At 60.6% G+C, this 17,531-nt stretch carries 18 protein-coding genes; 8 read left to right on the top strand and 10 right to left on the bottom strand.

Going from position 1 to position 17,531, the window contains the following annotated elements:
• Window positions 1–63 precede the first annotated feature (63 nt).
• Window positions 64–1,440: a multicopper oxidase family protein gene (locus tag AACY31_RS04460; RefSeq protein WP_339483369.1), complete on the top strand. Its 1,377-nt coding sequence runs from the start codon at window positions 64–66 to the stop codon at window positions 1,438–1,440.
• Window positions 1,440–1,937: a tRNA adenosine(34) deaminase TadA gene (tadA, locus tag AACY31_RS04455; protein ID WP_339503907.1), complete on the top strand. Its 498-nt coding sequence runs from the start codon at window positions 1,440–1,442 to the stop codon at window positions 1,935–1,937. The genes AACY31_RS04460 and tadA overlap by 1 nt, the downstream gene beginning before the upstream one ends.
• A 76-nt stretch (window positions 1,938–2,013) precedes the next feature.
• Here the strand turns inward: tadA and cmoB are convergent, their stop codons facing one another.
• The 8 genes from cmoB to AACY31_RS04415 all read right to left on the bottom strand — a co-directional run bounded on the left by cmoB (window position 2,014) and on the right by AACY31_RS04415 (window position 11,552).
• Entirely contained in the window at window positions 2,014–2,970 is a 957-nt protein-coding gene (gene cmoB, locus AACY31_RS04450; RefSeq protein WP_339483373.1) for a tRNA 5-methoxyuridine(34)/uridine 5-oxyacetic acid(34) synthase CmoB, read from the bottom strand.
• Window positions 2,967–3,710: a carboxy-S-adenosyl-L-methionine synthase CmoA gene (gene cmoA, locus AACY31_RS04445; RefSeq protein WP_339483375.1), complete on the bottom strand. Its 744-nt coding sequence runs from the start codon at window positions 3,708–3,710 to the stop codon at window positions 2,967–2,969. The genes cmoB and cmoA overlap by 4 nt, the downstream gene beginning before the upstream one ends.
• A gap of 120 nt (window positions 3,711–3,830) precedes the next feature.
• Window positions 3,831–4,466 carry a lysoplasmalogenase gene (locus AACY31_RS04440; protein ID WP_339483376.1) on the bottom strand — a complete coding sequence of 212 codons (636 nt, stop codon included), beginning with the start codon at window positions 4,464–4,466 and terminating at the stop codon, window positions 3,831–3,833.
• A gap of 2 nt (window positions 4,467–4,468) precedes the next feature.
• On the bottom strand, window positions 4,469–4,861 hold the full coding sequence (locus AACY31_RS04435; protein WP_339483378.1) for a protease inhibitor I42 family protein: 393 nt from the start codon (window positions 4,859–4,861) through the stop codon (window positions 4,469–4,471).
• 188 nt (window positions 4,862–5,049) lie between these two features.
• A complete protein-coding gene (lon, locus tag AACY31_RS04430) occupies window positions 5,050–7,464 on the bottom strand; it encodes an endopeptidase La (RefSeq protein ID WP_339483379.1) in 2,415 nt (804 codons plus the stop codon).
• Between the two features lie 222 nt (window positions 7,465–7,686).
• The gene (locus AACY31_RS04425) at window positions 7,687–9,000 is read right to left on the bottom strand and encodes an MFS transporter (protein ID WP_339483380.1); all 1,314 of its coding nucleotides are present in this window, start codon (window positions 8,998–9,000) and stop codon (window positions 7,687–7,689) included.
• Window positions 9,001–9,485: 485 nt separating this feature from the next.
• Window positions 9,486–10,727 (bottom strand): transporter associated domain-containing protein, encoded by a 1,242-nt coding sequence (locus AACY31_RS04420; protein ID WP_339483381.1) that lies wholly within the window; start codon window positions 10,725–10,727, stop codon window positions 9,486–9,488.
• A 12-nt stretch (window positions 10,728–10,739) separates the two neighbouring features.
• The gene (locus tag AACY31_RS04415) at window positions 10,740–11,552 is read right to left on the bottom strand and encodes a cytochrome C assembly family protein (protein WP_339483382.1); all 813 of its coding nucleotides are present in this window, start codon (window positions 11,550–11,552) and stop codon (window positions 10,740–10,742) included.
• A gap of 206 nt (window positions 11,553–11,758) precedes the next feature.
• On the opposite strand from AACY31_RS04415, the gene ffh reads away from it, so the two are divergent.
• The 6 genes from ffh (at window position 11,759) to xerD (ending at window position 16,360) form a co-directional block, all read left to right on the top strand.
• Complete coding sequence (ffh, locus tag AACY31_RS04410; RefSeq protein WP_339483383.1) at window positions 11,759–13,135, top strand: signal recognition particle protein; 1,377 nt, start codon at window positions 11,759–11,761, stop codon at window positions 13,133–13,135.
• Between the two features lie 251 nt (window positions 13,136–13,386).
• Window positions 13,387–13,638: a 30S ribosomal protein S16 gene (rpsP, locus tag AACY31_RS04405; RefSeq protein WP_003198088.1), complete on the top strand. Its 252-nt coding sequence runs from the start codon at window positions 13,387–13,389 to the stop codon at window positions 13,636–13,638.
• Window positions 13,639–13,643: 5 nt separating this feature from the next.
• On the top strand, window positions 13,644–14,180 hold the full coding sequence (gene rimM / locus AACY31_RS04400) for a ribosome maturation factor RimM (protein WP_339483384.1): 537 nt from the start codon (window positions 13,644–13,646) through the stop codon (window positions 14,178–14,180).
• Window positions 14,162–14,935, top strand: a complete 774-nt coding sequence (trmD, locus tag AACY31_RS04395) for a tRNA (guanosine(37)-N1)-methyltransferase TrmD (RefSeq protein WP_170845966.1) — start codon at window positions 14,162–14,164, stop codon at window positions 14,933–14,935. Before rimM ends, trmD begins: the two co-directional genes overlap by 19 nt.
• 45 nt (window positions 14,936–14,980) lie before the next feature.
• Entirely contained in the window at window positions 14,981–15,331 is a 351-nt protein-coding gene (gene rplS / locus AACY31_RS04390) for a 50S ribosomal protein L19 (RefSeq protein WP_003175895.1), read from the top strand.
• A 132-nt stretch (window positions 15,332–15,463) separates the two neighbouring features.
• The gene (xerD, locus tag AACY31_RS04385; protein WP_339492908.1) at window positions 15,464–16,360 is read left to right on the top strand and encodes a site-specific tyrosine recombinase XerD; all 897 of its coding nucleotides are present in this window, start codon (window positions 15,464–15,466) and stop codon (window positions 16,358–16,360) included.
• A 250-nt stretch (window positions 16,361–16,610) separates the two neighbouring features.
• Here xerD and AACY31_RS04380 read toward each other — a convergent pair whose 3' ends face one another.
• Together AACY31_RS04380 and AACY31_RS04375 are read right to left on the bottom strand one after the other, a co-directional pair.
• Window positions 16,611–16,880, bottom strand: coding sequence for an acyl carrier protein (locus tag AACY31_RS04380; protein ID WP_339476457.1), 270 nt, complete (start codon window positions 16,878–16,880; stop codon window positions 16,611–16,613).
• Window positions 16,870–17,436 carry a hypothetical protein gene (locus AACY31_RS04375; RefSeq protein ID WP_339476454.1) on the bottom strand — a complete coding sequence of 189 codons (567 nt, stop codon included), beginning with the start codon at window positions 17,434–17,436 and terminating at the stop codon, window positions 16,870–16,872. Before AACY31_RS04375 ends, AACY31_RS04380 begins: the two co-directional genes overlap by 11 nt.
• Between the last annotated feature and the right edge of the window lie 95 nt (window positions 17,437–17,531).

Genomic DNA, 17,531 nt, shown 5'->3' with positions numbered 1-17,531 from the left:
TGTATCGTATTCGCCTTTTGCGGGCCCAACGGTTCGCCGCAGATTCAATAGGTGGTTGCGTTCATGTCCTTTACCCGTCGCCAAATACTCGGTGGCCTGGCCGGTCTTGTTGTCGTTGGCGTGGGTGCAGGAGGTGCGTCGCGGTACTGGTTAGGCAAGCGCGCCGATGCCGAGGCCGGTCACGACTATGAATTGATCGCCGCACCGCTGGACGTCGAGCTGGTGGCCGGGCACAAGACCCAGGCCTGGGCGTTTGGCCCCTCGGCACCGGGCACCGAGCTGCGGGCGCGCCAGGGTGAATGGCTGCGGGTTCGCTTCATCAATCACCTGCCGGTCGCTACCACCATTCATTGGCACGGGATCCGTTTGCCACTGGAGATGGACGGCGTGCCGTATGTCTCGCAATTGCCGGTGTTGCCGGGCGAGTATTTCGATTACAAGTTCCGCGTGCCAGACGCCGGCAGCTATTGGTATCACCCTCACGTCAACAGCAGCGAAGAGCTCGGGCGTGGGCTGGTGGGCCCGTTGATCATCGAAGAGCGTGAGCCCACCGGTTTCAAATACGAGCAGACGTTGAGCCTCAAGAGCTGGCATGTGGATGAGCAGGGCGAGTTCGTTGCTTTCAGCATTCCCCGTGAGGCGGCGCGTGGCGGCACGGCCGGACGACTGGCGACGATCAACGGCGTACCGGAAGCGGTGATTGATCTGCCGGCCGGGCAGATCACCCGGGTACGCTTGCTCAACCTGGACAACACCCTGACCTATCGCATCAATATCCCAGGCGTTGAAGCGCAGATCTATGCGCTGGACGGCAACCCCATCGAACCGCGGCCGTTGGGCAAGGAATACTGGCTTGGCCCGGGCATGCGCATTTGCCTGGCGATCAAGGCGCCGCCAGCCGGCGAAGAGTTGTCGTTGCGCAATGGCCCGGTGCGCCTGGGGACCTTGCGTTCGGTGCCCAACAGTGACACGCCAAGCCAATGGCCGCAGGCGCTGCCGCCCAACCCGGTGTCGGAACCGGACCTGGCCAATGCCGAGAAACTCAACTTCAATTTCGAATGGGTCGGCTCGGTGTCGGTCAATGTCGACAATGGCAAGCCGCCGAGCCTGTGGCAGATCAACGGCAAGGCCTGGGACATCACCGACAAGACCTGCGCCGACCGGCCGATTGCCACGCTGAAGAAAGGCCAGAGCTACATTTTCGAATTGAAGAACATGACCCAGTACCAGCACCCGATCCATTTGCACGGCATGAGCTTCAAGGTGATCGCGTCGAACCGGCACAAGGTTATCCCATATTTCACCGACACTTACCTGCTGGGCAAGAACGAGCGGGCGCAGGTGGCGTTGGTGGCGGATAATCCAGGCGTATGGATGTTCCACTGTCATGTGATCGACCACATGGAAACCGGCCTGATGGCCGCCATCGAGGTGGCGTGATGCGCCAGATTCGCCCTGCCAGGATCATTGACCGCAGCCGTGACCAGGACTTCATGCGCGAAGCCCTGGCCCTCGCCGCACAAGGCGCGGCCCTGGGCGAAGTGCCGGTGGGCGCAGTGTTGGTGCAGGACGGCGAGATCATCGGACGCGGCTTCAACTGCCCGATCAGTGGCCATGACCCCAGCGCCCACGCGGAAATGGTCGCCATCCGCGCCGCCGCACTGGCGGTGAGCAACTATCGCCTGCCCGGCAGCACGCTGTATGTGACGCTGGAACCGTGCAGCATGTGCGCTGGGCTGATCGTCCATTCGCGTATCGCCCGGGTCGTCTACGGCGCCCTGGAGCCCAAGGCCGGCATCGTGCAGAGCCAGGGGCAGTTTTTCAGTCAGGGCTTTTTGAACCATCGGGTGATGGTCGAGGGCGGGGTGTTGGCTGAGGAATGCAGCACCGTGCTGAGTGAGTTCTTCAAGGCCCGAAGAGCCAAGTCCCAAGACTGACACCGACCCCCTGTGGGAGCGAACTTCTGTAGGAGTTCACTCCCACAGAAGCTCTCGCACAGGCGGCTTAGGCGATTTACTTACGCGCCACAATCACCGCCCGCATCGGCGCCGGCAACCCTTCGATGGTTTTGCTGTGGTCGGTGGGGTCGAGGAAGTCGCTCAGCGACTGATACTTCATCCACTCGGTGCTGCGCTGTTCCTGCACGGTGGTCAGGCTCACGTCCACGCAACGCACATCGCTGAATCCGGCGCGGCGTAGCCAGCGTTCCAGGGCCGGGACCGACGGCAGGAACCACACGTTGCGCATCTGCGCGTAGCGGTCCTCAGGCACCAGCACCTGGTGTTCGTCGCCCTCGATCACCAGGGTTTCCAGCACCAGTTCGCCGCCCTTGACCAGGCAGTCCTTCAAGGCCAGCAGGTGCTCGATTGGCGAGCGCCGGTGGTAGAACACGCCCATGGAGAACACCGTGTCGAAACCTTCCAGCTCCGCTGGCAGGGCTTCGAAGGGGAACGGCAAATGCCAGGCGTTGGGCTGCGAGAGGTAGCGCTGCACCGCCTGGAACTGGCAGAAGAACAGCCAGTTGGGGTCGACGCCGATCACCGTGTCAGCTCCGGCACCGAGCATCCGCCACATGTAGTAGCCGTTGCCGCAGCCGACGTCGAGGATGCGCTTGCCTTTCAGGTCCAGGTGCGGGGCCACCCGCGACCACTTCCAGTCCGAGCGCCATTCGGTGTCCACGTGCACGCCAAACAGGTCGAAAGGTCCTTTGCGCCAAGGCGACAGGCCCATTAACGCGGTACGCATTTGCGCACGGGTTTCGTCGGAACAATCGGTGTCGAGCGTCAGGCCGTTCAGCAGGTCGACTGTGCTGGGTTGCAAGGCCGGCAGCGCATCGAGCGCGCTTTGCCAACGCTCAAGATCGCCATGACCCTTTTCCATCTTGTTGTCGAGTTGCGTCTGCAGCGTCGCGGCCCAATCGGCCAGGGGTGTGCCGGCCAGATGGCGGGCGAGGGGGGACAGATCAATCATGGCAGGGCAATCAACGAGGCGAAGTTAAGACACTGGAACCACGGCACGACTTTTGAGAACCCGGCCGCCAGCAGGCGCTCGCGGTGTTCTTCGAGGCTGTCGGGCTTCATGACGTTTTCGATGGCGCTGCGTTTCTGGGCAATTTCCAGCTCGCTGTAACCGTTGGCGCGTTTGAACGCCACGTGCAGGTCGGTGAGCAGAGCGTGTTCCTCGGCATCGTTGAAACGCAACTTTTCCGACAGGATCAGGGCGCCACCCGGCAGCAAGGACTGGCGGATGCGGCTCAACAGTGCGGTGCGCTGGTCCGGCGCGATGAACTGCAGGGTGAAGTTCAGTGCCACTACCGAGGCCGGCTGGAACGCCAGGGCGAGGATGTCGCCTTCGATCACTTCCACCGGCAGCAGCTCCTGGAACATCGAGTCCTGGCCGTTGAGGTATTCACGGCAGCGCTCGACCATGGCCGCCGAGTTATCCACCGCGATCACCCGGCAACCGTCGGTGCGCACATGGCGGCGCAGGGCCTGGGTCACAGCGCCCAGGGACGAGCCCAGGTCGTAGAGCACGCTGCCCGGCTGAGCGAATTGCGCGGCGAGCACGCCGAGGTTTTCGACAATGGTCGGGTAACCCGGCACCGAACGCTTGATCATGTCCGGAAACACCCGCACCACGTCCTCGTTGAAGGCGAAGTCCGGCACTTGGGCCAGGGGTTGGGCGAATAGGCGATCGGGGTCTTTGCTCACGGCAGTTCCAGCGGGATGGGTGGTGAAAAGGCCGGCATTTTAACCAAAAAAACTATGGGAGCGAGCTTTGTGGGAGCAAGCCTTGCTCCCACAGAGCTTTGCTTCCACATTCATCTTTGTTCAGTGCGGTTTTTGGGTAAACGCCGACGCCGTAATCCCCCATTGGCCCAGCCAATAACTGACGATGATCAGGTAAGGCGCGGCGTGGAAGGGCTGCACGAACCGGTTGATGCCGATCAGGCTGTCGGAGAACACAAACGCCAGCGCCCCGCAGGCGGCCAGCCAGGCCGAGCGTTTCGGCACGCTGGTGCCCAGGCGCGCCAACGCACGCCAAAGCATGGCGCTGATGGTCAGGCCGTAGACAATCACCGGCACCAGCAACGACCCAAGGCCGTTCGACACCAGGATCCCCAACAGCATCGCACCGATGCCCAAGGCCAGGGCCAAGGGCAGCAGCGCTGGGCGGCGGCAGTCGCTGAGGTAGGCTTTCAGGTAGGCCAGGTGCGCCAGCAGAAACGCGCCGAGGCCGAACACGAACAGATCCCCCGGCCAGGCCAGCAACACGTCACCCATCAGTGAAAAAATCAGCCCGAGGCTGATCCAGCGTCGATAGTCACTGGGCGGCGCATCGTGCAACCAGCCGAGCAGGGCCAGGACCGGCATGGGTTTGACCAGCAGGCACAACAGCGTAGCGTGCACGGTCAGGCCGTACAGGTAGGTGGCTGCGCCCATCAGTGCAAGGATCAGCCAGCCCACGGTCAATTCACCGAAATGGCGCAGTCGAAGGTTTCCACGGGAGGCACTTCCGGGGCCCAGGGTTGTTGATACGTCAGGCGCAAGCGCCCGGTGCCGGCGCTGAACGCCTGGAAGCGCCAGGTCGAGACACCCGCGGCGCCGACGATGCCGGCGTCTTCCGGGTTGCGATAAACCTCCGGGCCCAAGCCTTTGAGCACGCCACCGGCCGAATCCTGGATCGCCCAGCGATAACCGGTGCTGGGGTTGCTGGGCAGGCTCAGGATCAGGTTCTGCCCGCTATTGAGCCTTAATGGGCACTGGCTCAGTTTTTCCACGGTCACGCTGTGTTTCGGTTGCGTGGCGCAGGCGCTCAGCAGGGCTAGGCTGAAGGGGACGAGCAGGCGGGTGAGGGACATAAGGGCAACGGCTCCGGCATTCACGACGAACGGCGAGCATAACCGAAGATGCTACTGGGTGTGTCAGGTGAGAATGTGGTGTTGCTCCCACAATGGACCTTTGTTGCGCACAAAATCTGTGGGCGACAATTAACCCTGTGGGAGCAAGGCTTGCCCGCGACGGGGCCCGCACAAGCGCTAGAGGACGATCAGAACAACACCTTCGCCACATCCGCAAACTGCTTGGCAAAGTGCACCGTGACGCCTTCCTTGAGGTAGTCCGGCAGTTCTTCGAAGTTGCCCCGGTTGGCTTCCGGCAGGATCAGTTCGTTGATTTTCTGCCGCCGCGCCGCGATGACCTTTTCGCGCACCCCGCCAATTGGCAGGACGTGCCCGGTGAGGGTCAGTTCGCCGGTCATGGCCACGCCTTTTTTCGGTGGCTGGTTGCGGGCCAGGGACAGCAAGGCGCTGGCCATGGTCACGCCGGCGCTCGGACCGTCCTTGGGCGTGGCGCCTTCCGGTACGTGCAGGTGAACGAAGGCCTCGTCGAAGAACTTCGGATCACCGCCAAATTGCTTCAGGTGCGAACTGACGTAGCTGTGGGCGATTTCCGCCGATTCTTTCATCACGTCCCCCAGTTGCCCGGTCAGCTTGAAGCCGCGATTGAGGGTGTGGATGCGCGTCGCTTCGATCGGCAAGGTCGCCCCGCCCATGCTGGTCCAGGCCAGGCCGGTGATCACGCCGATGCCGGACAACACCTGTTCGTTGCGAAATACCGGTTTGCCCAGAGAGGCCTCGAGGTCTTTTGGCCCGAGCTTGATCACGGCCTTGGGGTCGTCGATCAGCTTCATCACCGCCTTGCGCACCAATTTGCCCAGCTGTTTCTCCAGCTGTCGCACCCCGGCTTCACGGGCATAGCCGTCGATCAGGGCCTTGAGGGCGCTGTCGTTGATACTCAGGCTGCCCTTGGACACGCCAGCCTTGCTCAGTTGTTTGGGCCACAAGTGGCGCTTGGCGATGGCGACTTTTTCTTCGGTGATATAGCCCGACAGGCGGATCACTTCCATCCGGTCCAGCAGCGGGCCGGGGATCGAGTCCAGGGTGTTGGCGGTGCAGACGAAGAGCACTTTCGACAGGTCCAGGCGCAGGTCCAGGTAGTGGTCGAGGAATTCGACGTTCTGCTCCGGGTCGAGGGTCTCGAGCAAGGCCGAAGCCGGATCGCCCTGATAGCTCTGGCCCATCTTGTCGATCTCGTCGAGCATGATCACCGGGTTCATCACTTCGACATCTTTCAGCGCCTGCACCAGCTTGCCCGGCTGGGCGCCGATGTAGGTGCGCCGATGACCCTTGATCTCGGCTTCGTCACGCATGCCGCCGAGGCTGAAGCGGTAGAACGGTCGCCCCAGGGATTCGGCGATGGATTTGCCGACGCTGGTCTTGCCCACGCCCGGCGGCCCCACCAGCAACACGATGGAACCACTGATCTCGCCTTTGTAGGCGCCGACGGCGAGGAACTCCAGGATGCGGTCCTTGATGTCGTCCAGGCCGGCGTGGTGCTTGTCGAGCACCTTGCGCGCGTGCTTGAGGTCAAGCTTGTCCTGGCCATACACGCCCCACGGCACCGAGGTCGCCCAATCCAGGTAATTGCGGGTGACGGCATATTCCGGCGAGCCGGTTTCCAGGATCGAGAGCTTGTTCATTTCCTCTTCGATGCGCTTCTGCGCCTGGGCCGGCAGCACCTTGCCTTCGAGCCGCTGCTCGAACTGTTCGATATCGGCGCTGCGGTCGTCCTTGGTCAGCCCCAGTTCCTGCTGGATGACCTTGAGCTGTTCCTTGAGGAAGAACTCGCGTTGATGTTCGCCGATCTTGTTGTTGACCTCGGCGGAAATCTCTTTCTGCAGCCGCGCCACTTCGACTTCCTTGCGCAGCATCGGCAGGACTTTTTCCATGCGCTTGAGCATGGGTACGCAGTCGAGCACTTCCTGCAGTTCATTGCCGGTGGCGGAGGTGAGCGCGGCGGCAAAGTCGGTCAGCGGCGAAGGGTCGTTGGGGCTGAAGCGGTTGAGGTAGTTCTTCAGCTCTTCGCTGTACAGTGGGTTGAGCGGCAGCAGTTCCTTGATCGCATTGATCAGCGCCATGCCGTAGGCCTTGACCTCGTCGGTCGGCTCGCTCGGCTGGTGCGGGTATTCGACTTCCACCAGGTACGGTGGGCGATGGTGCTTGAGCCAGGTGCGGATACGCACGCGGGTCAGGCCCTGGGCGACGAATTGCAGTTTGCCGCCTTCCCGGCTGGCGTGGTGCACCTTCACCAGCGTGCCGTACAGCGGCAGTTTCGAGGTGTCGAAATGGCGCGGGTCTTCCTGGGGCGATTCCATGAAGAACAGCGCCAGGGAGTGATGTTCGGACTGGGCCACCAGCTCCAGAGTCTCGGCCCACGGTTCTTCATTGACGATGACCGGCAACACCTGGGCCGGGAAGAAGGGGCGATTGTGGATCGGGATGATGTAGACCTTGTCTGGCAAGTTCTGGCCAGGCAGGGCCAGGTCGGTGCCGGAGGAGGTATGTTCGATGTGTTCGGAATCAGCGTATTCGTTCGTGGCTTCGGTAGAGTGCTGGTCGCTCATGGGGCACCTGCGCAATGGGGTATGGGTCTTAGATGGGGCAGGTGGGGGGTGGTTTCAATGGTGGGTGACTGTTAGCGGTTATTTCATTGGCGGGTTTACCCCGTAGGAGCTGCCGAGCGAAGCGAGGCTGCGATCTTACCCCTGAGGCTTGAGTCTCAAGTGAAAGATCAAAAGATCGTCCGAACGCGGCCCGAGCCTGCGGCAGCTCCTACGGGAGGCGCGTCAGGCAACCCGGTTCAAGTCGTTATGACGCGTCTCCTTCAGGCACAGCACGGCGACTACGCTGAGCAGCGCGGCCGCTGAAACATAACCCCCGACATAGCTCAAACCGCCCATCGCCACCAGTTTCTGGGCGAAGAATGGCGCAGCCGAGGCGCCGACGATACCGCCCAGGTTGTAGGCGGCCGAAGCACCGGTGTAGCGCACGTGGGTCGGAAACAGTTCCGGCAGCAAGGCGCCCATGGGGGCAAAGGTCACGCCCATCAGGAACAGCTCGATGCACAGGAACAGCGCCACGCCGCCGGTCGAGCCGTGGGTCAGCAAGGGTTCCATGAGGAAACCCGAGGCAATCGCCAGTACACCACCGAGGATCAATATGGGTTTGCGGCCGTAGCGGTCGCTGGCCCAGGCTGACAGGGGCGTAGCGGCGGCCATGAACAGCACGGCAAAGCACAGCAGACCCAGGAAGGTCTCGCGGCTGTAGCCGAGGGTGGACACACCGTAGCTCAGGGAAAACACCGTCGAGATATAGAACAGCGCGTAACACACCACCATCGCCGCCGCGCCCAGCAAGGTTGGCGCCCAGTGCTGGCTGAACAGTTCGACCAACGGCATCTTCACCCGCTCCTGGCGAGCCATGGCATTGGCGAACACCGGCGTTTCGTGGAGCTTGAGCCGTACATAGAGGCCGACCATCACCAGCACGGCACTGAGCAGGAACGGAACCCGCCAACCCCAGGCGCGAAATTGTTCATCGTCCAGGCTGATGGCCAGGGTCAGGAACAGTCCGTTGGCCGCCAGGAAGCCGATGGAAGGCCCCAGTTGGGGGAACATGCCGAACCAGGCGCGCTTGCCTTTGGGCGCGTTCTCGGTGGCAAGCAGCGCCGCGCCGCCCCACTCGCCGCCCAACCCCAGGCCCTGGCCGAAACGCAGCACGCAGAGCAGGATCGGCGCCCAGGCGCCAATGCTGGCGTAGCCGGGCAGCACACCAATGAGGGTGGTGCACACGCCCATCAGCAGCAGGGACGCCACCAGCGTCGACTTGCGCCCGATCCGGTCGCCGAAATGGCCGAACAGCGCAGAGCCCAGCGGACGGGCAAGGAAGGCGATGCCGAACGTCAGGAAGGACGACAGCATCTGTGCCGTGCCTGAGGTTTGCGGGAAGAACACTGGCCCGATCACCAGGGCCGCAGCCGTGGCGTAGACATAGAAATCGTAGAACTCGATGGCGGTACCGATGAAACTCGCGGTGGCCACGCGGGTGGTCGAATTTGTCGGCTGGGCAGACACAGTCTCGTTGCAGGTAGCAGTCGTCATGCGGTTATCCCTGACAGTCATGGCTCCATTGGAGCGAATTATTATGGTCGAACCCCCAGGGATGTGGGCGGGTATCCTTTCGCTGCTTCGGGTAGGAACAGGCGCAGGACTGATGCGGATTGTGCCGATGGTCGGGCCGGAACCGGCTGGGTGCGGATAAGCACGGGGCTCGGGCGGGGCTGGGTAAGCGGCTTGAGTATAGGAAGGAGGCTAACGAATCAACAAGACAGCCCGCGCACAATAACGCCACCTGCGATGAGCTTTTGTGGCGAGCGCTGGGCTGCGTCGAGCGGCGCTGCACTCTAGGAGCCGTGTAGGAGCCGTGTAGGAGCTGTCGAGTGCAACGAGGCTGCGATCTTGTGCCAGACAATTGAGTCGGGAGTGAAAGATCAAGATCAAGATCAAGATCAAGATCAAAAGATCGCAACCTTCGGCAGCTCCTACACGTACCCCATAGGGATCAAGTTCCCTTGCCACAGGGGATGTCAGGAAACGGCAGGCACCGAACTGTTATGCCATGCCAGGACCTGGCTGACACGGTTGTCCACGGTTTCGATGATTTCCAGCCGATAACGGCCGATCTTCAGGCACACCGGGCTTTCGGGGATGGTTTCCAGGGCTTCGGTCACCAGCCCGTTGAGGGTCTTGGGGCCGTCGCAAGGCAGATGCCAGCCCAGGGTCCTGTTCAATTCGCGGATCGACGCCGCGCCATCGATCATCAGGCGACCATCGGGCTGGGGGTGGACGTGGGGGTTATCGAGGCTGTGCTCGCTTTCGAATTCGCCGACGATTTCTTCCAGGATGTCTTCCAGGGTGACGATGCCCAGTACTTCACCGTATTCGTCCACCACCATGCCCAGGCGCCGCTGCTGCTTATGGAAGTTCAGCAATTGCAGTTGCAGTGGCGTGCTTTCAGGGACGAAGTAAGGCTCGTGGGAGGCGGCCCGTAGCGCTTCCTGGGTCAGGCTCGCATCCGCCAGCAAATGACGGATCTGGCGCGTGTTGAGCACGGCTTCGACCTGGTTGATGTCGCTGTGGAACACCGGCAGGCGGGTGCGACGGTTCAGGCGCAGTTGTTCGATGATCTCACCGATGGGCTCGTCGAGGTTAATCCCATCGACCTCGCTGCGGGGCACGAGGATATCGTTGACGGTGATGTCGTCCAGGGCGTGGATGCCGGAAATCGGGTGCGGCCGGCCGCTTCCATGCTCAGGTTCGTGTTCGCTGCGTGGTGGCGCGGGCATTTCGTTGTCGCTCTGTTGCACCATGCTGGCTTTGCGCGCAAAGGGGCGCAGCAACAATTGGCAGGCACTATTCAACAGCCAGGCAAGCGGATAGAGGATCTTCAACGGTATGCCAAGCAAGGCGTTGCCCAGTGCCAGCACCGCTTCGGGCTGGCGGGTGGCCAAGGTGCGTGGCAGGTAGTCGGCAAACACCAGCAGGGCGGCGCTGGTGCCGAGCCAGGCCACCCAGGGGCCGTTTTCCAGCCAGGTAAAAATTGCCAGCAAGGTGCCGATGACCACGGCCAGGGTGCGGCAGAGGGTATTGCACAGGATCAGACTGGCCAGCGGGAATGTCAGCGTTGCCAGCGGTTTGTCATTGGCGCGCGAGGCCGTGCGCTGGGCCAGCAGGTGTTGCTGGGCGGCTTCGATGGCGGTGAACAGGGCCGACCAGAGGATCAGCACCACCAGCACGGCAAGCAGCGGCGCCACGGGCAATGTGTCCATCAGGGCCGTCCGTCACACATGCAGGATGTATTCGCGGACCAGCTTGCTGCCGAAGTACGCGAGCATCAGCAGGCAGAAACCGGCCAGGGTCCAGCGAATCGCTTTGTGGCCGCGCCAGCCAAGGCGGTTGCGGCCCCACAGCAGCACGCTGAAGACGATCCATGCCAGGCAGGCGAGCAGGGTCTTGTGCACCAGGTGCTGGGCGAACAGATTTTCGACGAACAACCAGCCGGAGATCAGCGACAGCGACAGCAGGCTCCAGCCAGCCCAGAGGAAACCGAACAGCAGGCTTTCCATGGTTTGCAATGGCGGGAAGTTGCGGATCAGCCCGGACGGGTGCTTGTTTTTGAGTTGGTGGTCCTGCACCAGCACCAGCAAGGCCTGGAACACAGCGATGGTGAACAGGCCATAGGCGAGGACCGACAACAGGATGTGGGCAAGGATGCCCGGCTCTTCGTCGATGACCTGCACTGTACCCGACGGCGCGAACTGTGCCAGCAGCACCGTGGTCAGTCCCAGCGGGAACAGCAGCACCAGCAGGTTTTCCACCGGGATGCGCGAGCAGGCCAGCAGCGTCAGGGCGATCACGGCGACGGCGATCAGGCTGGCAGCGTTGAAGAAGTCCAGGCCCAGGCCGATCGGCGTCATCAGGTGGGTATAAAGGCTGGCCGCGTGGCCGAGCACCGCCAGCACGCCAAGCGTGACCAGCAGGCGTTTGTTCGCCTTGGCGCCGGTGGCCAGGCGGGTGCCTTGATAGAGGGTCGCAGCGGCATAAAGGCAAGCGGCGGCGAGGGTGGCAAGCAAGCTGGGTGACAAGGGGAGCATAAATCCTGTTAGGCAAGCCCGAAAGGCGCTGAGTTTGGCATAGAACCCCCTCCGCACGAAAGACCACAGCAACTGACAGTAAGGTGTACGTCGCCCGCTTCTTCGCTATAATCCGCGACCTGCCCACGCCGCAGGCTCGCCGAGCACATTTTTCACGGTCTGGGCCGCCATTATCCCGGTCTCATCTGGGCCTGAAAGGATCGCGCATGTTTGAAAACCTAACCGACCGTCTCTCGCAGACGCTGCGCCATGTCACCGGCAAGGCGAAACTGACCGAGGACAACATCAAAGACACCCTGCGCGAAGTGCGCATGGCGTTGCTTGAAGCCGACGTCGCCCTGCCGGTGGTCAAGGACTTCGTCAATTCGGTCAAGGAACGTGCCGTCGGCACCGAGGTGTCGCGCAGCCTGACACCGGGCCAGGCGTTCGTGAAGATCGTCCAGGCCGAACTCGAAAGCCTGATGGGGGCCGCCAACGAAGACCTGAACCTGAGCGCCGTACCGCCAGCGGTGGTGCTGATGGCTGGTCTGCAGGGCGCGGGCAAGACCACGACGGCCGGCAAGCTGGCGCGCTTCCTTAAAGAGCGCAAGAAGAAGTCGGTGATGGTGGTGTCGGCGGACATCTACCGTCCGGCAGCGATCAAGCAACTGGAAACCCTGGCCAGCGACATCGGCGTGACGTTCTTCCCGTCCGACCTGAGCCAGAAGCCGGTGGACATCGCCCAAGCGGCTATTAAAGAAGCAAAACTGAAATTCATCGACGTGGTCATCGTCGATACCGCCGGTCGCCTGCACATCGATGAAGAGATGATGGGCGAGATCAAGGCGCTGCATGCCGCGATCAACCCGGTGGAAACCCTGTTCGTGGTCGATGCCATGACCGGCCAGGATGCGGCCAACACCGCCAAGGCGTTCGGTGATGCGCTGCCGTTGACTGGCGTGGTCCTGACCAAGGTCGACGGTGATGCCCGTGGCGGTGCCGCGTTGTCGGTACGCGCCATCACCGGCAAGCCGATCAAGTTCATCGGTATGGGCGAGAAGAGCGAGGCGCTCGAACCGTTCCACCCTGAGCGTATCGCTTCGCGCATCCTCGGTATGGGCGACGTACTCAGCCTGATCGAGCAGGCCGAACAGACCCTCGACAAGGACAAGGCCGACAAACTGGCCAAAAAACTGAAGAAGGGCAAGGGCTTCGACCTCGAAGACTTCCGCGACCAACTGCAACAAATGAAGAACATGGGCGGCCTTGGCGGCCTCATGGACAAACTGCCGAACATGGGTGGCGTGAACCTGGCGCAGATGGGCAATGCCCAAGGCGCGGCTGAAAAGCAGTTCAAGCAGATGGAAGCCATCATCAACTCCATGACCCCGGCCGAGCGTCGCGACCCTGAGTTGATCAGTGGTTCGCGCAAACGCCGTATCGCCATGGGCTCCGGCACCCAGGTGCAGGACATCGGTCGCTTGATCAAGCAGCACAAGCAGATGCAGAAAATGATGAAGAAATTCTCCGCCAAGGGCGGAATGGCCAAGATGATGCGCGGCATGGGCGGTATGTTGCCCGGCGGCGGCATGCCGAAAATGTAAAGAATCTGCGCCGGCTGTCATGTCGGCGTTGCCCCGCACGGATGCGGGGATCTCCAGCAAACCCGCGCTAAGCGGGAGCTGACTTGCCGTTTTTCATGACGGCTCTACGGCAAATCTTGATCGCATGGCGCCAGGCGCCGGAAAAAGACATTTGCAAAAGTCCGGATATTCCTTAGAATATGCGGCCTTTCGGGCACCTATGCCCGCTGTGCATTTAGATTTGCAGCACCGACTACAGGAACGATGTTCACATGCTAACAATCCGTCTTGCCCTTGGCGGCTCCAAAAAGCGCCCGTTTTACCACCTGACCGTAACCGACAGCCGCAACCCGCGTGACGGTTCCCACAAGGAACAGGTTGGTTTCTTCAACCCTGTTGCCCGTGGTCAGGAAGTTCGTCTGTCCGTGAACCAAGAGCGCGTAGCCTACTGGCTGAGCGTTGGTGCACAACCTTCTGAGCGCGTTGCTCAGTTGTTGAAGGAATCGGCTAAGGCTGCGGCCTGAGCAATATGAACGCGACGCCAAAAGATGCTGATGATTTGATCGTTATCGGCAAAATCTACTCTGTACATGGCGTTCGCGGCGAAGTGAAGGTGTATTCCTTTACTGATCCGATCAAGAACCTGTTGGACTACAAAACCTGGACGCTCAAGCGCGAAGGTAGCGTGAAACAGGTGGAGCTGGTCAGCGGACGCGGGAACGACAAGTTCCTGGTCGCAAAGCTCAAGGGTCTCGATGATCGTGAAGAAGCACGTCTTCTGGCCGGTTATGAGATCTGCGTGCCGCGCAACCTGTTCCCTGAACTGACCGACGGCGAGTACTACTGGTACCAGCTGGTGGGTCTGAAGGTCATCGACCACCTCGGGCAATTGCTCGGGAAAATCGATCACCTGCTCGAGACCGGTTCGAACGATGTCATGGTGGTCAAGCCTTGCGTTGGCAGCCTGGATGATCGCGAACGCCTGTTGCCCTATACCGAGCAATGCGTGTTGGCCGTCGACCTTGCCGCAGGCGAGATGAAGGTGGAATGGGATGCGGATTTCTAAACGTGGCTAATTTGCGCGTTGAAGTCATCACATTGTTTCCCGAGATGTTTTCCGCCATCAGCGAGTACGGCATAACCAGCCGCGCGGTGAAACAGGAGCTGTTGCAGCTCACCTGTTGGAATCCGCGGGACTACACCACGGATCGACATCACACTGTGGACGATCGCCCGTTTGGCGGTGGTCCGGGTATGGTGATGAAGATCAAACCCCTGGAAGATGCGCTGGTTCAGGCCAGGACGGCAGCCGGGGAGGGTGCGAAGGTGATCTACCTGTCGCCCCAAGGCCGCCAACTGACTCAGTCGGCGGTACGCGAGCTGGCGAATTCGGATGCATTGATCCTGATTGCCGGCCGTTATGAAGGCATTGACGAGCGTTTCATTGAAGCTCATGTCGATGAAGAGTGGTCGATTGGCGACTATGTACTGTCTGGCGGCGAGCTGCCGGCGATGGTCCTGATCGATGCGGTTACACGGCTGCTGCCTGGAGCTTTAGGGCATGCAGATTCCGCTGAGGAAGATTCCTTTACGGATGGTCTGCTGGATTGCCCGCACTACACCCGACCGGAGGTGTATGCGGATCAGCGTGTTCCCGACGTGTTGCTAAGTGGCAATCACGCGCACATCCGGCGTTGGCGTTTACAGCAGTCCCTTGGTCGGACCTATGAACGACGCGCCGATCTTCTGGAAAGCCGCTCGCTTTCTGGAGAAGAGAAGAAGCTGCTCGAGGAATACATCCGCGAGCGGGACGATAGTTAACAACGTATCGATGGTAAGTCCGACGACTTGCCTTAGGAGCACAGCATGACTAACAAAATCATCCTTGCACTCGAAGCAGAGCAGATGACCAAAGAAATCCCTACCTTTGCCCCAGGCGACACCATTGTCGTTCAGGTGAAAGTGAAGGAAGGCGATCGTTCCCGTCTGCAAGCGTTCGAAGGCGTCGTTATCGCCAAGCGTAACCGTGGCGTGAACAGTGCATTCACCGTTCGTAAAATCTCCAACGGTGTCGGCGTAGAGCGTACTTTCCAGACCTACAGCCCGCAAATCGACAGCATGGCTGTCAAGCGTCGCGGTGACGTGCGTAAAGCCAAGCTGTACTACCTGCGTGACCTGTCGGGTAAAGCAGCTCGCATCAAGGAAAAACTGGCTTAAGTCCAGCTTCCGATGCAAAAAAAGCAGCCTGCGGGCTGCTTTTTTGTTGCCTGCGATTTGCTCTTTGAGCACCCTGCATAGCTTCATTTGCCATTTCGATGCCGTGTGTGCCCGCATCCTTCAAGAGTTTTTATGCCAGCCATTGATCATCCGCTGATAGACCAGTTTCTTGACGTCCTCTGGCTGGAGAAGGGCCTGTCCGATAACACCCGCGACGCCTATCGCAGTGACCTGGCGCTGTTCAACGGTTGGTTGCAGGAAAACCACCTGGAACTGATCAACGCCGGCCGGGAATTGATCCTCGATCACTTGGCGTGGCGTCTGGAGCAGAACTACAAACCGCGCTCGACCGCGCGGTTTCTCTCTGGCTTGCGTGGGTTCTATCGCTATTTGCTCCGGGAAAAGCTGATTGCGGTGGACCCGACCTTGCGCGTGGAAATGCCGCAATTGGGGCGGCCATTGCCCAAGTCCCTCTCGGAAGCCGATGTGGAGGCGCTGCTGGCGGCACCCGACCTCAGCGAAGCCATCGGCCAGCGCGACCGGGCGATGCTGGAGGTCTTGTACGCCTGCGGCCTGCGTGTCACCGAGTTGATCAGCTTGACGCTGGAGCAGGTCAACTTGCGCCAGGGCGTGCTGCGGGTGATGGGTAAAGGCAGCAAGGAGCGCCTGGTGCCGATGGGTGAAGAGGCCATCGTCTGGGTCGAGCGCTACATGCGCGATGCCCGCCATGAACTGCTGGGCGGGCGCCCCAGCGACGTGTTGTTCCCCAGCCTGCGCGGCGAGCAGATGACCCGCCAGACCTTCTGGCACCGCATCAAGCACCAGGCCAAGGTGGCCGGGATCAACAAATCCCTCTCGCCCCACACTTTGCGCCATGCCTTCGCCACACACCTGCTCAACCACGGCGCCGACTTGCGGGTGGTGCAGATGTTGCTCGGCCACAGCGACCTGTCCACCACCCAGATCTACACCCACGTCGCCCGGGCGCGGTTGCAGGACCTGCATGCCAAGCATCATCCGCGGGGCTGAAGAAATCCTCAGGGTGAGCCTCTGATTGATGAGTGCTTCAAGATCTCCATGTGGGAGCGTGCTTGCTCGTGATGACAGCGGTATCTTCAGCATCAATGCAGGCTGACCCACCGCCATCGCGAGCAAGCTCAGCTCCACGGGGAATTTGTGGTGGGCGCAAAATCGGCGAGCACCTGGAACGCATGTGAGGGATGTACACCCCTTGTCGCCCGGGCGTGGTGCAGGATCACGCCAAGCATTGCCCAAGTAATCAGGATTCCAGGTTGTTGGATTGACGGAGTATCAAGTCGACGATTTGTCCAATTGTTGTTATGGAATTCCAATCTTCCTGCGAGGATCGCAACTCGAACTGCCATTCCACTTGCATGACAAAGCAAGCCAGGTCGTCATCGATGATCTTGAAGTCATGAATGAAATCGGTCTGCTCTGTCATTTGCGCCGAGTCGATAAAACCGATTGTTTCGACGAACAACTGGATGACTCTCTTGGTGAGTACTTCCCGACTTTGGTTATTTTCCATTTTTTGCCTCGTAGGCACATAGGCCGATACTGACCAGATCAAAGACTGCCAGGCCCGCAGCGACAAACGGGATGCCTCGTCCAATAATGCCGAAAACACGTACAGTACCGAACGTCGCCTTTGCCACTCGAGCCGCGGCAGGTTGCCTGATCAAGGTCCGTGGGAAAAATCTCCAACCGATATAGCTCGCCAAGTTCGTCGTTTTACTGGCGCCGACATGAGTCCAGGCTCCCACCGATACCTTACTGATAGGTATCCCGGCAGCTGCCGTTAAAGCTGTTGCGGCCGTCAGGCCATAATGATCCTGAGTGCATTTCCAGAGATTTTCGATAGTAGTGTCGGGAGTCCGTTGTACAGTACTGAAAGATTCGAAAACCTCGTAGTTGCGTGCAGAAATTGTCCCGATAGGCGTTGGCAACAACATCACGGCGGGGCAGCTCGTCAATGAACTGTTGATGTCAAATGCGATGCGCGTATGAGGCCCCAAATCAATGCCTTCGCGCTTGAGTTCGAAAGTGCTCTGCATGATTGCGGTCGCTAGATCCTTTTCCTGCATTTTGGCGTTCCTTGTCTTTTTGGCCTCGCGTAAATGTTAGGGGAATAGAGAACAAGTATTTCCATGGGCGCCTTAATTAGATGAGTCTGACGCCG

This window comes from Pseudomonas sp. RL_105y_Pfl2_101 (genome assembly GCF_963970585.1).
Taxonomy (GTDB): Bacteria; Pseudomonadota; Gammaproteobacteria; order Pseudomonadales; family Pseudomonadaceae; genus Aquipseudomonas.
Note: the sequence above shows the minus strand (reverse complement) of the source record. Positions and strands in the feature narration are given on the sequence as shown.

What these genes read in the sequence shown, in the direction of transcription:
- AACY31_RS04460 (WP_339483369.1), top strand. Translation starts at nt 64, where the DNA reads ATGTCCTTTACCCGTCGCCAAATACTCGGTGGCCTGGCCGGTCTTGTT.
- tadA (WP_339503907.1), top strand. Translation starts at nt 1,440, where the DNA reads ATGCGCCAGATTCGCCCTGCCAGGATCATTGACCGCAGCCGTGACCAG.
- cmoB (WP_339483373.1), bottom strand. Translation starts at nt 2,970, where the DNA reads ATGATTGATCTGTCCCCCCTCGCCCGCCATCTGGCCGGCACACCCCTG.
- AACY31_RS04435 (WP_339483378.1), bottom strand. Translation starts at nt 4,861, where the DNA reads ATGTCCCTCACCCGCCTGCTCGTCCCCTTCAGCCTAGCCCTGCTGAGC.
- lon (WP_339483379.1), bottom strand. Translation starts at nt 7,464, where the DNA reads ATGAGCGACCAGCACTCTACCGAAGCCACGAACGAATACGCTGATTCC.
- AACY31_RS04425 (WP_339483380.1), bottom strand. Translation starts at nt 9,000, where the DNA reads ATGACGACTGCTACCTGCAACGAGACTGTGTCTGCCCAGCCGACAAAT.
- AACY31_RS04420 (WP_339483381.1), bottom strand. Translation starts at nt 10,727, where the DNA reads ATGGACACATTGCCCGTGGCGCCGCTGCTTGCCGTGCTGGTGGTGCTG.
- AACY31_RS04415 (WP_339483382.1), bottom strand. Translation starts at nt 11,552, where the DNA reads ATGCTCCCCTTGTCACCCAGCTTGCTTGCCACCCTCGCCGCCGCTTGC.
- ffh (WP_339483383.1), top strand. Translation starts at nt 11,759, where the DNA reads ATGTTTGAAAACCTAACCGACCGTCTCTCGCAGACGCTGCGCCATGTC.
- rpsP (WP_003198088.1), top strand. Translation starts at nt 13,387, where the DNA reads ATGCTAACAATCCGTCTTGCCCTTGGCGGCTCCAAAAAGCGCCCGTTT.
- rimM (WP_339483384.1), top strand. Translation starts at nt 13,644, where the DNA reads ATGAACGCGACGCCAAAAGATGCTGATGATTTGATCGTTATCGGCAAA.
- trmD (WP_170845966.1), top strand. Translation starts at nt 14,162, where the DNA reads ATGGGATGCGGATTTCTAAACGTGGCTAATTTGCGCGTTGAAGTCATC.
- rplS (WP_003175895.1), top strand. Translation starts at nt 14,981, where the DNA reads ATGACTAACAAAATCATCCTTGCACTCGAAGCAGAGCAGATGACCAAA.
- xerD (WP_339492908.1), top strand. Translation starts at nt 15,464, where the DNA reads ATGCCAGCCATTGATCATCCGCTGATAGACCAGTTTCTTGACGTCCTC.
- AACY31_RS04380 (WP_339476457.1), bottom strand. Translation starts at nt 16,880, where the DNA reads ATGGAAAATAACCAAAGTCGGGAAGTACTCACCAAGAGAGTCATCCAG.
- AACY31_RS04375 (WP_339476454.1), bottom strand. Translation starts at nt 17,436, where the DNA reads ATGCAGGAAAAGGATCTAGCGACCGCAATCATGCAGAGCACTTTCGAA.